15 protein-coding genes are annotated in these 15,059 nt (G+C 40.2%); 9 read left to right on the top strand and 6 right to left on the bottom strand.

Annotated elements, in window-relative coordinates:
• Window positions 1–39: 39 nt before the first annotated feature.
• From AB5217_RS10545 to AB5217_RS10520, 6 genes are all read right to left on the bottom strand, one after another.
• Entirely contained in the window at window positions 40–2,295 is a 2,256-nt protein-coding gene (locus tag AB5217_RS10545) for a cation:proton antiporter (protein ID WP_004302157.1), read from the bottom strand.
• A 51-nt stretch (window positions 2,296–2,346) separates the two neighbouring features.
• Window positions 2,347–3,363, bottom strand: a complete 1,017-nt coding sequence (locus AB5217_RS10540) for an inorganic phosphate transporter (protein ID WP_004302159.1) — start codon at window positions 3,361–3,363, stop codon at window positions 2,347–2,349.
• Window positions 3,364–3,378: 15 nt separating this feature from the next.
• Complete coding sequence (locus tag AB5217_RS10535; protein WP_004302161.1) at window positions 3,379–4,026, bottom strand: DUF47 domain-containing protein; 648 nt, start codon at window positions 4,024–4,026, stop codon at window positions 3,379–3,381.
• 79 nt (window positions 4,027–4,105) lie between these two features.
• Window positions 4,106–4,741, bottom strand: a complete 636-nt coding sequence (locus AB5217_RS10530; RefSeq protein WP_368112830.1) for a DedA family protein — start codon at window positions 4,739–4,741, stop codon at window positions 4,106–4,108.
• 149 nt (window positions 4,742–4,890) lie between these two features.
• Window positions 4,891–5,322: a hypothetical protein gene (locus AB5217_RS10525; RefSeq protein WP_004302168.1), complete on the bottom strand. Its 432-nt coding sequence runs from the start codon at window positions 5,320–5,322 to the stop codon at window positions 4,891–4,893.
• Window positions 5,323–5,406: 84 nt separating this feature from the next.
• Window positions 5,407–5,853, bottom strand: coding sequence for a GNAT family N-acetyltransferase (locus AB5217_RS10520; RefSeq protein WP_032843206.1), 447 nt, complete (start codon window positions 5,851–5,853; stop codon window positions 5,407–5,409).
• Window positions 5,854–6,020: 167 nt separating this feature from the next.
• Between AB5217_RS10520 and AB5217_RS10515 the strand changes: the two genes are divergently transcribed.
• From AB5217_RS10515 to AB5217_RS10475, 9 genes are all read left to right on the top strand, one after another.
• Window positions 6,021–7,280, top strand: a complete 1,260-nt coding sequence (locus AB5217_RS10515) for a carboxypeptidase-like regulatory domain-containing protein (protein WP_032843197.1) — start codon at window positions 6,021–6,023, stop codon at window positions 7,278–7,280.
• Window positions 7,281–7,330: 50 nt separating this feature from the next.
• A complete protein-coding gene (locus tag AB5217_RS10510; RefSeq protein ID WP_004305689.1) occupies window positions 7,331–7,882 on the top strand; it encodes an RNA polymerase sigma-70 factor in 552 nt (183 codons plus the stop codon).
• Complete coding sequence (locus AB5217_RS10505) at window positions 7,882–8,736, top strand: FecR family protein (RefSeq protein ID WP_032843198.1); 855 nt, start codon at window positions 7,882–7,884, stop codon at window positions 8,734–8,736. Before AB5217_RS10510 ends, AB5217_RS10505 begins: the two co-directional genes overlap by 1 nt.
• 21 nt (window positions 8,737–8,757) lie before the next feature.
• On the top strand, window positions 8,758–10,302 hold the full coding sequence (locus AB5217_RS10500) for a carboxypeptidase-like regulatory domain-containing protein (RefSeq protein ID WP_004305693.1): 1,545 nt from the start codon (window positions 8,758–8,760) through the stop codon (window positions 10,300–10,302).
• A gap of 61 nt (window positions 10,303–10,363) precedes the next feature.
• Window positions 10,364–10,540 carry a DUF4250 domain-containing protein gene (locus AB5217_RS10495; RefSeq protein WP_004302174.1) on the top strand — a complete coding sequence of 59 codons (177 nt, stop codon included), beginning with the start codon at window positions 10,364–10,366 and terminating at the stop codon, window positions 10,538–10,540.
• 199 nt (window positions 10,541–10,739) lie between these two features.
• Window positions 10,740–11,279 (top strand): RNA polymerase sigma factor, encoded by a 540-nt coding sequence (locus AB5217_RS10490; RefSeq protein WP_004302175.1) that lies wholly within the window; start codon window positions 10,740–10,742, stop codon window positions 11,277–11,279.
• A 4-nt stretch (window positions 11,280–11,283) separates the two neighbouring features.
• Window positions 11,284–11,628, top strand: coding sequence for a hypothetical protein (locus AB5217_RS10485; RefSeq protein WP_004305697.1), 345 nt, complete (start codon window positions 11,284–11,286; stop codon window positions 11,626–11,628).
• Window positions 11,629–11,661: 33 nt separating this feature from the next.
• On the top strand, window positions 11,662–12,219 hold the full coding sequence (locus tag AB5217_RS10480; protein WP_004305707.1) for a hypothetical protein: 558 nt from the start codon (window positions 11,662–11,664) through the stop codon (window positions 12,217–12,219).
• Between the two features lie 48 nt (window positions 12,220–12,267).
• The gene (locus tag AB5217_RS10475) at window positions 12,268–15,024 is read left to right on the top strand and encodes an outer membrane beta-barrel protein (protein ID WP_032843199.1); all 2,757 of its coding nucleotides are present in this window, start codon (window positions 12,268–12,270) and stop codon (window positions 15,022–15,024) included.
• The last annotated feature ends 35 nt before the right edge of the window (window positions 15,025–15,059 follow it).

Here is a 15,059-nt window from a genome sequence, read left to right as displayed (position 1 = left end):
GTACTTTACTTTTGTATTCCATTCTGGCTTAGATACAAATTACGTTAAGTACAGTATTTCTCTAATCTTTTCCCGGTTGCCTACAATCCAGACGAGATCTCCTAATTGGAAAGTTGTGTCTTTATCCAAGGTAATCAGTTCGTCATTTCGTTCAATAGCTACAACAATGCTATCATGCTTCTCTCCTAAATGAGACTGAGCGATGGTCTGATTTAAAAAGCGGAATTCTTCGTCTACCGTGAAAGAGTGGAGAGTTATCTTTTTATCCACTGCATCCATATCTGATGTATTTTTTACATCTTCTATTCTATTTCTGAATTCCTGTAATTGCGTATCTGTACCAACTACTGTCAATTTATCCTGCGGATATATGTGTTCAGAGCTTTTCGGTATATATATGTTCAGATCGCCACGAGTGATCGCGACGACATTTACTCCAAAATTTTGCCTGAATGAAAGTTCTCCTAAAGACTTGCCGATGTAATCGGAATAAGGCGATACGAGGATAGATGTCAAGTCAAGGTCTTTATCATTGAATTCGCTATTGAAACTTGTTTTTAGCGGGTGCCGTTTTTTAGCTACCTCTTCCCGTCGGTTAAGATTGGCAAGGAATCTTGTTTCCAATCGTGAATATTGCGTGAGGTCTTCCCTAAGAATAAGAATCAATGCTACTACGGCTATGGCAATAATCACACTTATTCCCCAGTTTAGTTTAAAGTAGCTGATGACTACACTAGTGATAAAGAAAAGAGCAACAGATACACGTCCCAGAACCAGGGAAACCAGGCGTCCGTGATTGTAATTCTCGTCTCTCCATAGCTTCAGGAATAATTCCGAAGAGTTGTATTTGTTGGAGATGAGCGCCCATAAAAAAGGAGTCATAAGCAGAAGAGTACCCAGACACATCACCAGTTTGATCCATATAGTGATAGGAGTAAACATTTCGCTGATGGCGGGATAAATGATTTGTATCGACAGCAGCCAAATAGCAGTGAGCAGTACGCTATAGATGACAACTCTCCCAATCATGTTTTTTAGTAATTTCTTCCAGTCACTATCGTGGTTCATGGTCTTCTTGCCGGAAGCATAACGATCTAATGTCTCCTGTACTTTAGTAGGCAATATTTTGTAAAGCCATTCGGCAAAAGGATTGGCTAAACGGATAAAGTAAGGAGTCGTGAAAGTGGTAATAACAGATACAGCCACAATGATAGGTGAAATAAACGGATCAAGCACTTTGAGCGAAACACCCAGTCCGGCAATAATGAAAGCAAACTCTCCGATTTGTGCCAGGCTGAATCCGGATTTGATGGAAGTGTTCAGTGGTTCTCCGGATAAGAGTACGCCAAACGAAGAGAAAATGGCTTTGCCGATAATGGTAACCAGTGTAATGATGATGACAGGCCAGGCGTATTCTACCAATACAGCCGGATTCACTAGCATACCGACCGAAACGAAAAAGATAGCTCCGAAGAGATCTTTTACCGGTTGTATGATATGTTCGATATGTTCGGCCTCGATGGTTTCGGCAAGGATAGATCCCATGATAAATGCTCCTAGCGCTGTTGAAAAACCTGTGTAAGTAGCCAATACCACCATTCCCAGACAAAGACCGAGAGAGACAATCAGAAGAGTTTCGTTATTCATCAACTTCTTTGCTTTTTTGAGAAAGGCCGGAATAACGAAGATACCTATGAGAAACCACAGGATTAAAAAGAAAACGACCTTGAGCACACTTATCAGCAAATCTTCACCCACAAAGTCTTGACTCACTGCCATTGTGGAAAGAAGCACCATCATTAAGATAGCAATCAGGTCTTCCACTACCAGAGTACCGAATACGATACCGGTAAAACGTTGGTTACGCAATTCCAGATCATTGAAGGCTTTGATAATGATTGTAGTGGACGACATAGACAACATTCCCCCCAGGAAAATGGAATTCATAGTGCCCCATCCTAATAATTGTCCCACCAAATATCCAATGAGCAACATACTGATTACTTCGGTGATAGCCGTTATAAAAGCTGTGGAACCTACATTCATGAGCTTCTTAAAACTAAACTCCAGTCCGAGTGCAAAGAGCAGGAATATAACACCTATTTCTGCCCATATATTGATATTCTCAATATCTCCTACTGTAGGGAAAATATTAATATAAGGACCTGCCAGCAATCCGGCAATAATGTAACCTAAGACTAAAGGCTGTTTTAGCCATTTGAACAACAAGGTTATGATACTGGCCGATATTAATATCAGCGCAAGGTCGGCAATCAAAGTTGGCAAGTGTGACATTAGATGTGGGTTTATTTATTATAACATTCCTGATAGATAATATGTTTCCATCTATAAAAAGATGGAAACAATATAATAAATAGCTGCAGCTAAGAGTCCACTGACTGGAATTGTAAGAATCCAGGCAGTCATGAGGCTTTGGGTTACTCCCCAACGAACGGCAGAGAGGCGTTTAGTTGCACCTACTCCAATAATCGCTCCTGTGATAGTATGTGTAGTACTAACGGGGATTTTCAACATTTCCGTAATGTAGAGAGTGAAAGCACCTGCTGTTTCGGCAATCACTCCTTCCAATGGGGTTACTTTGGTAATTTTTGTTCCCATTGTTTTCACTATTTTCCAGCCACCGGACATCGTACCGAGTGAAATTGCTGTGAAGCACGAAAAAGCAACCCAGTCGGGAAGGTCATTGATGCTGTTGATACCCATGCCCAATCCCATTGAATGGCCGGCTATCATGGCAGCGGCAATAATACCCATTACTTTCTGTGAATCGTTCAAGCCATGTCCGACGCTGAAGAGGGCGGAGGATACGAGTTGTAACCTCTTGAACCATTGCTCGGCTGTGTGAGGATGTGCGCGTCGGCAGATGTAGAGGACAAACAGGGTGAAACCAAAAGCAATGACCATTCCGATAAAAGGAGCCAGAAAGATAAAGGCTGCAATTTTAAGAATGATGTTAAGCTGAATTGCTTCAAATCCGTTTGCCATAATGGCAGCTCCTGCAAACCCTCCGATAAGGGTGTGTGAGGAAGAAGACGGAATCCCTTTCCACCAGGTAACCAGGTTCCAAGTGATAGCCGCTATAATTCCTGCTAATATAATGGGCAGGGTGATATATTGCTCTACCACAGTCTTGGATACTGTATTGGCGATACCGAATCCACCTATTATATATTTGGCAATGAAGAAGGCTACGAAGTTGAAGAAAGCAGCCCATATTACAGCTTGAAAGGGAGTAAGCACCCTGGTAGATACGATGGTAGCTATTGAGTTTGCTGCATCGTGAAAGCCGTTGATATAATCGAATATCAGAGCCAGAATGATGATAGTTACTAATAATTCCATGTGTTCCGGCTTGCTTTATGCGTACTTTACAATCAGGTTTTTGAGAATCTTACCTACATGCTCTGCGGCATCGGTCGTTTTTTCCAGTTCATGCATGATCTCCTTTATTTTGATAAGTTCAATGCAATCTTTTTCCTCTTCGAAAAGTTTGGTGATAAAGAATTCGTATACATCATCCGCCTGGTTCTCGATTTCATGCAGTTTGGAACAGTATTCACGGAGAAGAGTCGGTTTCTTACGGAATGTTTCGAGTTCGTCCATGGCTTTGCATATATAGATCGCTTCCTCCTGAATCAAACGGCTCAACTCTTTGCCATTCTCTGAAATAGGACGGGGATTGTAAATAGAGATTCGTTTGGCACAACTGTTTATTCCGTCAATGACGTCATCCATGCAGGAAGCTAAGTCATGAATATCTTCGCGGTCGAAAGGAGTGATAAAGGTAGTACCTAATTCATCAAAAATCAGGTGTGTCAGTCTGTCGCCTTCCCGTTCTAGGTCTTTGATTTTTTTGTAGTAGTCCGAACGTTCTGTAGGTGAGTCATGTTGCAAGCTTTCTATTAAAACAACTGATGCTTCGCAGAGCACTTCTGATAGCTGTTTCAGTAAAGGGAAAAATTTGGGCTCCTTTGGAGTAAACTGGCTAAAAAAAGAATTTTTCATAAGTGTAAAAACTTTAAATTGTTTTTTTCTTCTCTATTTATATTAGTAACAAATGAATACAGATTATAGTTTGCTGTTTTTAAGATTTTAGTTTGGCACGTACTACCTCTATAATGGCAGGCAATACAGAGATAAATATGATGGCTACAATCAGTAATTTCAGGTTTTCCTGCACAAACGGAAGGTCGCCGAAGAAATAACCAGCATAACAGAATACGGCAACCCAGAGCGCACCACCAACTAAATTATACATCATAAAATAGTAGTAATTCATCTTTCCCATTCCTGCTACGAAAGGTGCAAATGTGCGTACTATCGGGACAAATCTGGCTAGAATAATTGTTTTCCCACCATACTTTTTATAGAACTCGTGTGTTTTCTCCAGATAACTTTGTTTGAATATCCTGGAGTTGGGGTTATTAAACAGCTTTCGGCCGAAGAAATGTCCTATCATGTAATTGCAGGAATCGCCTAATACGGCAGCAGCAAATAAGATAATGACAAGTATATGCACGCTGATGGGTATATCGGGTAATGCTGAAATGGCTCCTGCAACGAAGAGTAAAGAATCACCGGGAAGAAAAGGAGTGACCACTAATCCGGTTTCACAGAAGATGATAGAAAACAAGATGGCGTATGTCCAGGCATGATAATCACGCACAATCATCACCATATATTGATCGATATGAAGTATAAAATCCAATAAAAAGTCCATTTTATATACTTTGGTTATTATTGTAATGAAAGAATGTTATAGGCTTCCAGACCATAGTGAATTCTTTTTTCACTCAAATGGTGGAGGCAAACAGAAAGTGGGGCATAAAAGACTTGAATTGTCCTATGCCGAAAAAAGATATAAAATGGCTAAATGAGTATGTGTCCTAATGAATAGATATGATATCTATCGGAATATTTAAAAAGATTGGTATAATATGAAAAACCTGTCCATTGATTTTTAGGAAGTTGAATCTTTAGCGAGCTTAGTATGCGGATAGTGACAGAAGGAATATTGAATCTTAGTATTTTTAAGGGAGAGAGGTGGCGGAAGGAAAATGGATTTAAAACGCCGTTATCGTTATTGTAATTTTGCTTTCCGGCGTATTCTTTTGTCTTGACTAGTTTCTGTTCTTGATCCAGTTGTATAATGCTAGCTTTAGAGGTATATGAATAGGAATAGGTTTGTATGCCGTTACTACCGGCTTCTAACCGGTATGCCTCTTGTGCTTCGTTGAAAATCAGATGGAATCCCCAACACAGAAATACGCCTAATAGTATACAAAATATGTACTTCATCATAACGGCCGCAAAGGTAGAAACTATTTTTATATGAAATACATATTCACAAGCATAATTAACAATTATATCAGTGATTACCGGGAATTATTCTTTGAAGTTGCTTATCGTAAATTTCATCGGAGTATATGTTATCCCATTGGTACATTGTTTCCCGGCAATTTTATCGAAGCCCAGACTTTGATAAAAAGGAATAGCGTATGTGGATGAATTAACCGTCATTTCATTTACCGGGCAATGCTTGATTGCAAAATTGAATAATTGTTTGCCGATGCCTTTACGGTGGTGTTCTTTTCCGATGAAGAACAGGGATAGATGCTTCCCTTCATTCTTCGTTCCCATAATGCCTACTAGATTTTCATTGTCAAAAGCCCCGTAAATCACTAATTCATTCATAAGTTGCTCACTAAAGATAAAACTTTTGAATGAATTCAAACCTTCTTCATCGAAGTCTTCCGCTCCACATTGTATATATACCTCCAATGCTAATGAGGTAGCCCGGTCATATTCGGTCTTGTCTAATTTGCGTATCATGGCGATTGCTTTTATCATTAATCTGCCGGGAAATTTACTATTAATTCCCGGATATAACATTGGAATATGATTTCTTTTTCTTTTTTTTGTAAAAGCTGTAGGGTATTTCCAGTCTGAGCGCTCTTATAAATAGAAACGTAATTTATTTACCTTTAAAAAGCATCAGTATGAAGAATGTAGAAAAACACTTGGTTGGATGGCTGTCAGTTTGTTTGCTGCTTTGTAGCTTTCCTGTGTGGGCGCAAGGAGATGCCGGAGATTATCTAACAATCGTTGGTATGGTGAAAGACAAGCAAAATAAAAAAGCTCTGGAGAACGTAAATGTATCTGTGCATGGCAGTAATATCGGCACTGTGACGAATGCGGAAGGAGAATTTGCTTTGAAAATCAAAAAAACAGAAGCGCCGCGCGAACTAGAGATTTCACATATAGGTTATGTAAATAATCATATCTCTCTGGAGAAAGAAACACCCTCTAAGTTGACGGTTTGGCTGACACCTCATGCCAACCTGCTGAATGAAGTGGTGGTGTTTGCTGAAAATCCACGTATGATTGTAGAGAAGGCAATCAGTAAGATTCCTCTAAATTATAGTGATAAGCGTGATATGCTGACGGGATTTTATCGGGAGACTGTACAGAAAGGGCGTCGGTATATCGGTATATCGGAGGCTGTAATTGATGTGTCCAAAACAGCCTACACTAATAGAAATACTAATTATGACAAAGTAAGGGTGGTGAAGGGACGTCGCCTGCTTAGCCAGAAAGCGAGTGATACATTAGCTGTCAAGGTTGTTGGCGGCCCTAACTTGAGCATCACTTTGGATGTTGTGAAGAACAAGGGAGCATTACTCGATATGGAAGAATTGAATAATTATGAGTTCTGGATGGCGGAATCCATGCTTATAGATAACCGTATGCAGTATGTTATTAATTTCCGCCCGAAGGTAATCCTTATGTATGCTCTCTTGTATGGCAAATTATATATCGATCGTGAACGCTTGTCATTTACCCGTATAGAGATGAGTCTGGACATGCAGGATAAATCGAAGGCAACCACTGCCATTCTATATAAAAAGCCTCTCGGTTTAAGATTCAAGCCGCAAGAGCTGTCCTACCTGGTCACTTATAAAGATGTGGATGGAAAAACTTATCTGAATTACATTAGCAACACAATCCGTTTCAAATGTGACTGGAAGAAGAAACTGTTTTCCACAAGCTATACAGTAGCTTCCGAAATGGTCGTGACCGACAAGAGAGAAGGAATGTTGGAGACTATTCCCAACAAAGAAGCCTTCAGCTTGAATCAAATATTCTATGATAAAGTAGACGAATATTGGAGTCCGGACTTTTGGGGAAACTACAATATCATCGAACCTACGGAATCTTTGGAGCACGCAGTGGATAAATTAAAAAAGCAATCGAATTGAAACAGGGATAGTTTTCTTATATTTGAGGTCAATCATAAAGAAAAGCAAGTATGCTGGATGAACTGCTCATACTAAAAAAGATAAAGGGAGGTGACATAAAAGCGTTTGAGGAACTCTTTCGCCGTTACTATTTTCCTCTTTGCTGTTATGCGGCAGGCATTACCGGGCAAATGGAAGTGGCTGAAGAGATTGTGGAGGAACTTTTTTATGTACTTTGGAAAGAAAGGGAGCGCTTACAGATCTTTCAGTCCGTTAAAAGTTACTTGTATAGAGCGACTCGTAATCAATCTTTGCAGTATTGCGAACACGAGGAAGTTCGGAACAGATACCGTGAAACTGTATTGACTACTTCCAACCCAGAGCAGTCAACAGATCCTCATCAACAGATGGAGTATGAGGAATTGGAGAGATTCATAAATGGAACCCTTGAAAAGCTGCCGGTTCGCAGACGGAGGATTTTCGAGATGCATCGTCTGGAAGGGCGGAAATATGTCGAGATAGCGACGCAGCTTTCGCTTTCTGTTAAGACAGTAGAGGCTGAAATGACAAAAGCCCTTCGGACATTACGAGAAGAAGTAGAAATTTATATTCACATGAAGTGATGAAAACAGATATTTATAAAATAAAGACAGATCAGGCGTGGAATCGATTGTATAATCGCTTGGACAATGACCGTTTACTTGCGAAAGTGGATGAAGGCCACCATACACGCAAATATTCACAATGGATCAGGTACGGAGCAGTTGCCGCCGTTTTGATAGGCGTCATTTGGGGAACTTTGTATTGGGTGACCGGTTCTGATAAAGAACTGGCACAGCATCTTCTTACACAGGAAAATCAAGGTGTTTCCACTTTGGCAACGACTCTCGAAGACGGTTCTGTCGTACTCTTGGCAAAAGAAACTTCCCTGTTATATCCGAAACATTTTATTGCTGATAAACGGGAAGTGAGTCTACAGGGAAATGCGTTCTTTGACGTAGCAAAGAAGCAGGGACAACCCTTTTGGATTGACACGGAGCAAGCTAAGATTGAAGTGCTAGGTACTGCTTTTAGTGTGCAAAGTGATGAAAATGCTCCGTTCCGTTTATCCGTACAAAGAGGGATAGTGAAGGTTACTCTAAAAAAAGGAAATCAGGAGTGTTATGTAAAAGCGGGGGAAATGGTAGTAGTGCGATCACAACGATTAGTCGTTTTGGATACAGATAAGGAGAATGAAGAGTTGGGGAGCTTCTTTAAGCATATACGATTTAAAGATGAATCGTTAGCGAACATTCTGAAAGTCATGAATTTGAATTCGGATAGTTTGCAAATACAAGTTGTCTCACCGGCATTGGAGGAACGTCGGCTGACTGTCGAATTCTCTGACGAATCTTCTGAAGTTATAGCTAATCTGATAGCTAATGCGCTCGGTCTGCAATGTATCCGGCAAGGAGATATTCTTTTATTATCGGAATAGAACTCATTAAAGTTGGGAAAAATGAAACAGTCTTATCATTATCTGTCCGTTCTGCTGATACTCTTCTTCTTCGTCGATATGATGAGAGCGGATGGAAGTGATGTGCTGGAACGTATAGTCAGACTTCCCAAGATAAAAGGTACTGTTTATTCATTGTTGAGTGATGTCTCTCAACAGTCGGGATATATGTTTATTTATGATAGTAAAGTCATTGATAATGATGCAGTAGTGAAGATAAAGGGAGGCGAACGTTCCATTCGTCAGGCAGTGTATGACATCGTAGGAAATACCAGTCTGGAGTTTCAAGTGATGGGCACTCACATCCTGATTACTCTCCCTTCGGAGAAAAAGGTACGTGTGCAACAAGATTTTGTTCCGGAACAGATAACAAACTTTGTCATTATCGGTACTTTGCTGGATAAGGAGACAGGAATACCTATCTCTTCTGCTACTGTTGGAGTGCGAGGAACATCTATTGGCAGTATAACGAATCAGAATGGAGATTTTAAACTGTCTTTACCCGATTCTTTGAAAAATGATTCGATTACTTTTTCTCATATAGGTTATCTTTCACAGGACATAGAGTTTGCTTTGCTGATTGGACGGCACAATATACTTAGTCTCGAACCTAAAATTGTCCCTTTGCAGGAAGTGGTGATTCGTCGAAGTGATCCAAAGAAACTTTTGCGTGAAATGATTGAGCGGCGGAATAAGAATTATTCGCATACTCCGGTATATCTGACTACTTTTTATCGTGAAGGAGTTCAGTTGAAAAACAAATTTCAAAACTTGTCGGAAGCTGTGTTTAAGGTTTATAAGACATCCTTATATTCTTCTGTACCGGATCAGGTGAAGCTGTTGAAGATGAGTCGGCTAAGTAATGTAGAAGCAAAAGACAGCTTGCTTGTAAAAGTAAAATCCGGAATTCAGGCTTGTATCCAGATGGATATCATCAAAGATATGCCCGAGTTCCTGACTCCTAGTGTAGAGAAGGGTATTTATGACTATACTTCAGAAGGAGTAACATTTTTAGAGGACCGATTTGTAAATGTGGTGCATTTTGAGCAGAAAAAGGGAATCAGCGAACCTCTTTTTTGTGGAGAGCTATTTCTTGATTCCGAGACAAGTGCTCTATTGCAAGCCCGTCTGGAAGTTCATCCTGTATATGTGAAGAATGCGGCAGGTATGTTTGTCGAAAGGCGTACGCGTAACGTGCGAATGATTCCTCAAAAGGTGGTATATACAATTTCTTATAAACCGTGGCAAGGGACTTATTACATACACCATATCCGTGGAGATCTTCATTTCAAAGTGAAACGGGTAAAAATGCTGTTCGGCAGCCGGGATCTTCATATCTGGTTTGAGATGATTACTTGCAAGGTGGATACCGAGCAAGTGGTCGTATTTCCCCGTACAGACAGATTGCCCACCCGTACCATCTTCTCTGACACCTATTTCAAATATGATGAGAACTTCTGGAGGGACTTCAACGTGATCCCATTGGAAGAGGAAATCAGTAAACTGATAGAAAAGATCTCTTTGAAGATAGAAGAAATAGGTGATTGATTTGTTTTGTCATTCAATGAGATTGCTGTACCTTTGCATCCGGTTTAAAAGATTGTATGTTATGGAATTACCAAAAGATCCGATGATGTTGTTCAGCGTCATCAATATGAAGTTACGTGATTGTTATTCTTCACTTGACGAACTTTGTGAAGATATGAATGTGGACAAGGATGAATTAGTGAATCAGTTGAAAGCCGTGGGCTTTGAATATAGTGTGGAACACAATAAGTTCTGGTAATCATTTTCTTGTTTACAACTTATAGATAAACTACTAAAAGTGCCTTCATCGCCTTTACAAAGGATATGGAGGCACTTTTTATATCTTATGCGCAGCTTCTCTCTTACTCTTTCTTGTTAATAAAAGCAAAATGCGGATTCCCGTATTTAACTTCCCCGCTCTTCTTCGTTCTAACTAATAAAGCTCAGAAAAAGAATTGATGATAAACGAGAATAAAATTCGTGAAGCTTGTGCCTCGAATCGCGAACGGGGATTCAAGATGTTGATGGACTCTTTTCAGGTACCGATATATAATTATATCCGTAGACTGGTCGTATCTCATGAAGATGCGGAGGATGTGCTTCAGGAAGTCTTTATCCGGGTGTTCCGGCATATCGATCAGTTTCGCGAAGAAAGTTCACTGTCAACCTGGATTTACCGGATTGCCACGAATGAGAGTTTACGCTTGCTGAACGGTCGTAAAGATGAGGGAGTTGTTTCTGCAGAAGATGTTCAGGAAGAGTTGATGGGCAAGTTGAAGGCTTCCGATTATATTGATTATGAAAATGAGCTGGCAGTGAAGTTTCAGGAGGCCATTCTAAGTTTGCCTGAAAAGCAACGGCTTGTATTCAACTTACGTTATTACGATGAACTTGAATATGAAGAGATTGCCCGTGTACTGGATAGCAAAGTGGATACACTAAAAGTGAATTACCACTATGCGAAAGAGAAGATTAAGGAATATATATTAAACAGATAGAATGATGAAAAAGGATTTTGATTTTGACGATATTGGTAAACGGACACCTTACCGTACCCCCGATGGATTCTTCGAGGATGTGCAACGAAAGGTGATGGAACGCGCCGGAGTGAAGCAACAGCGGAAATCTCACATGAAGCTGATTATTTCTACGGTGATTACCATGGCGGCAGTATTGATCGGATTTTTGTTTGTTCCATCTTTGAGACAGGCAGATGAGGTGAAAACGTCTTCTTCGAAAGTATTAGCTAATGGTACAGAATCTGTAGATAAATGGATTAAAGAACTATCGGATGAGGAGTTGGAAGAGCTCGTCAGCTTCTCTGAAAATGATATATTTTTGAATTAAGTAACTCAATCAATTATTTTAAACGTGAAGATTATGAAGACTAAATTTATTTATGTAATTATGGCCGTCCTCCTGATGGGAAGCCAGATGACTTTGTCTGCACAGAATACGGATAACAAACAAAAAAAACAGCGTCCTACACCAGAACAAATGGTGCAGATGCAGACTAAACAAATAGTAAAAACATTGATGTTGGATGATGCAACGGCAGCTAAGTTTACTCCGGTATACGAGAAGTATCTGAAAGAATTGCGTGAATGTCGTATGATGACTCATAAGGCGAGAACAGAGAAAACTAAAGGACAAGGCACAGACGCTAAGAAAGAACGTCCGTCCATGACTGATGACGAGATTGCGACCATGTTACGGAACCAGTTTACTCAAAGCCGTAAAATGCTGGATGTTCGTGAAAAGTATTACAATGAATTCAGCAAGATACTTTCGCAGAAGCAGATTTTGAAGATTTATCAGCAGGAGAAGATGAATGCTAATAAGTTTAAGAAAGAGTTTGACCGAAGAAAAGGACAGAAACCGGGACAGGGACATCACCAGGGGCAAAGATCTCGCGCTCCACGTCCGGACCAGAAATAAATATTAGGTTTATTTTATTATAGTTTTATTTTACTAAATCAACACAATTTGAACATAGACAGCCATATTTATTCTTTTCAGTACCGTTTGATTACTTGTTATGTCTTGTTACTGATTAGTTTGACTGTTTTTGCTCAGTCCGGCAAAGAGCGTTTTTCCGGTCGTGTGATTGATACTGAAACCTATCAGCCGGTACCGTTTGCTACGGTCCGGCTTTTAGCTTTACCGGATAGTACATTGTTGGGCGGCGGCGCTACGGATGCTATCGGTAAATTTCAACTTTCCGTTTCCATTCCTAATCATGCAATTAAAGCGAAGTCTTTATTATTACAGGTGTCATATGTCGGATATAAGCAGGTTTTTCATCCCATTTCCATTTCCAGCAAAAGCTCTTCTTACGAATTGGGGGATATAAATCTGACTCAGGAAAGTTATGCTTTGGATGAAGCAGTGGTAGTAGGGCAGGCTCCAATGGCGGTGACAGAGGGGGATACAACGGTATTCAACGCTTCTGCCTATCGTACTCCCGAAGGCTCAATGCTTGAAGAATTGGTAAAACAGCTTCCGGGAGGTGAAATAGATGCAGACGGTAAGTTGCTAATACATGGCAAGGAAGTAAAAAAGATTTTGGTGGACGGTAAAGAGTTTTTCTCTGATGATCCGAAAGCTGCTCTTAAAAATCTTCCTGTGGAGATGGTGGAGAAGTTAAAAGCGTATGAACGTCAATCGGATTTGGCACGTCTTACGGGAATAGATGACGGAGAGGAAGAGATGATTCTGGACTTGTCTGTGAAAAAAAATATGAAACGGGGCTGGATGGAGAATTTTATGGGAGGATATGGAAGTAAAGACCGTTATGAATTAGCCAATACCTTGAACCGTTTTCGTGAAAACTCTCAATTAACCATTATCGGGAATCTGAATAATACCAATAACCAGGGATTCTCGGAATTACAGAATGAATCTTCCAGTTCAACAGGCAATATCCGTAGCCGGATGGGACTGACTACCTCCCGCTCATTGGGGCTTAATGCGACTTATGATTGGAAGCGCGTTAAATTACGTTCAAATATTCAATATGTCGGCACCGATCGTTTGGAAGATAGCCGTACCACAGTCGACAACTTTCTCCGGGAAGATAAATCAATCAATCTGGGCACGAGTCATAGCCGACAACAGAATCACGAACTGGTAGCCAATGCTTCTCTTGAATGGAAAATGGATTCTGTTACTACATTGATTTTCCGTCCTCAATATCGTTTCTCAGCCAATGATAGAGAGAATAGTGGCTTTCAGGAAGGGTGGGGGAATGATGTCTTGTTGAATGAAAGAGAGTCCTCCGGCACCAATCATAATTCCCGGTATAATCTGACGATGATGTTGCAACTTAGCCGGAAATTGAGTCGTTTGGGGAGAAATGTTGCTTTGAAGGTAGACTATGGTACTAATGCTTCAGCTACAGACCGAAAGAGCCTTTCCACCACCCGGTACTTCAAAAATAATACGAAGAAGATTCAGAATCAGAAAATAGAGGATGATGTTGACGGCTATAATTACCGGGTGCAACTGGTGTATGTAGAACCATTGCCGTGGCGGCATTTCCTGCAACTTCGTTACAGCTATCAGTATAGAGTGAACAATTCGGATCGTTTTGTCTATGACTGGGATAAGAAACTGGAAGAGTTTGCTCCTGACTTTGATGAAGACTCTAGTAACCGTTTTGAAAATCAATACAGTAATCACTTAGTGAACCTTGCCATACGTACTTCACAAAAGAAGTATAATTATAATATTGGTGTTGATTTTGAACCTCAAAAGTCTGTTAGCCATTCATTGTTGAGTGATGCTCCCGAAGATCAGTTGGAAAGATCGGTCATGAATTTTTCGCCTACTGTCAATTTCCGCTATAAGTTTTCAAAACGCACCCGTTTGCAAATTGTGTATAGGGGAAAAGGGAAACAGCCTAATATACGTGATCTCCAACCTGTGACCGACCGTACCAACCCTTTGAATATCCGTGTCGGAAACCCTTCGTTGAAGCCTTCATATATGAATACTTTTACGCTGAATTTCAATTCTTATAATACCAAATATCAGCGAAATATGGTAGCTACCGCTTTGTTCGAGAATACCATTAACAATGTAACTAATCAGGTGACTTATGATAGTGAAACCGGTGTACGAACTACATCTCCGGTCAATATGAATGGTAATTGGCGGGCCATGGGTTCTTTTTCTCTCAATACCCCTTTTAAGAATCGTAACTGGATATTTCGTACTTACTCCTATCTGCAATATCGGAATCAGAATGGCTATACAACCTTGAATAAAGAAGAACCGGTGAAAACTTCCGTACAGCATTTAACGGGACGTGAACGTCTACGGATTACTTATCGTACCCGCCAAATGGAACTTACAGGGCTTGTTGGCCTGACTTATAACAATTCTTATAATGACGTACGGGAGAAACGTACTGAAACTTTTGATTATCAGGCAGGAACTGAATTGCAGCTTTATCTTCCCTGGGGGATGGAGTTATATAATGACCTGACTTATTTCCTTCGTACCGGATATGGTTATGAGGGTTATGCCAAAGCAAATTTCATGTGGAACTGTCAGCTGTCAAAAGCCTTTTTGAAGAGGAAACAGTTACTAATCCGCTTCAAAATATATGATATTCTTCATCAGGACATTTCTATGATACGCACGATAACCGCTACTGCCATTCGTGACACTAATTATAATGCACTGGGTTCTTACTTTATGGTGCATGCTATCTTTCGTTTGAATATGATGGGAAAATAATTAGAAATTAAATCTTCATTAGTTTGAAAACCACA

The sequence above is a fragment of the Bacteroides sp. MSSM.1001136sp1_RTP21357st2_D2_RTP21359_211015 genome (genome assembly GCF_040913205.1).
In the GTDB taxonomy this organism is placed as follows: Bacteria; Bacteroidota; Bacteroidia; order Bacteroidales; family Bacteroidaceae; genus Bacteroides; species Bacteroides ovatus.
The sequence above is the reverse complement of the archived record's forward strand: the minus strand, read 5'-3'. Positions and strand labels throughout refer to the sequence as shown.

Bases quoted from the DNA above. Each gene is read 5' to 3' on its own strand.
- AB5217_RS10520 (WP_032843206.1), bottom strand. From the start codon at position 5,853: ATGATACGCAAATTAGACAAGACCGAATATGACCGGGCTACCTCATTA.
- AB5217_RS10495 (WP_004302174.1), top strand. From the start codon at position 10,364: ATGGAATTACCAAAAGATCCGATGATGTTGTTCAGCGTCATCAATATG.
- AB5217_RS10510 (WP_004305689.1), top strand. From the start codon at position 7,331: ATGCTGGATGAACTGCTCATACTAAAAAAGATAAAGGGAGGTGACATA.
- AB5217_RS10505 (WP_032843198.1), top strand. From the start codon at position 7,882: ATGAAAACAGATATTTATAAAATAAAGACAGATCAGGCGTGGAATCGA.
- AB5217_RS10490 (WP_004302175.1), top strand. From the start codon at position 10,740: ATGATAAACGAGAATAAAATTCGTGAAGCTTGTGCCTCGAATCGCGAA.
- AB5217_RS10515 (WP_032843197.1), top strand. From the start codon at position 6,021: ATGAAGAATGTAGAAAAACACTTGGTTGGATGGCTGTCAGTTTGTTTG.
- AB5217_RS10535 (WP_004302161.1), bottom strand. From the start codon at position 4,026: ATGAAAAATTCTTTTTTTAGCCAGTTTACTCCAAAGGAGCCCAAATTT.
- AB5217_RS10480 (WP_004305707.1), top strand. From the start codon at position 11,662: ATGAAGACTAAATTTATTTATGTAATTATGGCCGTCCTCCTGATGGGA.
- AB5217_RS10530 (WP_368112830.1), bottom strand. From the start codon at position 4,741: ATGGACTTTTTATTGGATTTTATACTTCATATCGATCAATATATGGTG.
- AB5217_RS10545 (WP_004302157.1), bottom strand. From the start codon at position 2,295: ATGTCACACTTGCCAACTTTGATTGCCGACCTTGCGCTGATATTAATA.
- AB5217_RS10500 (WP_004305693.1), top strand. From the start codon at position 8,758: ATGAAACAGTCTTATCATTATCTGTCCGTTCTGCTGATACTCTTCTTC.
- AB5217_RS10485 (WP_004305697.1), top strand. From the start codon at position 11,284: ATGAAAAAGGATTTTGATTTTGACGATATTGGTAAACGGACACCTTAC.
- AB5217_RS10540 (WP_004302159.1), bottom strand. From the start codon at position 3,363: ATGGAATTATTAGTAACTATCATCATTCTGGCTCTGATATTCGATTAT.
- AB5217_RS10525 (WP_004302168.1), bottom strand. From the start codon at position 5,322: ATGATGAAGTACATATTTTGTATACTATTAGGCGTATTTCTGTGTTGG.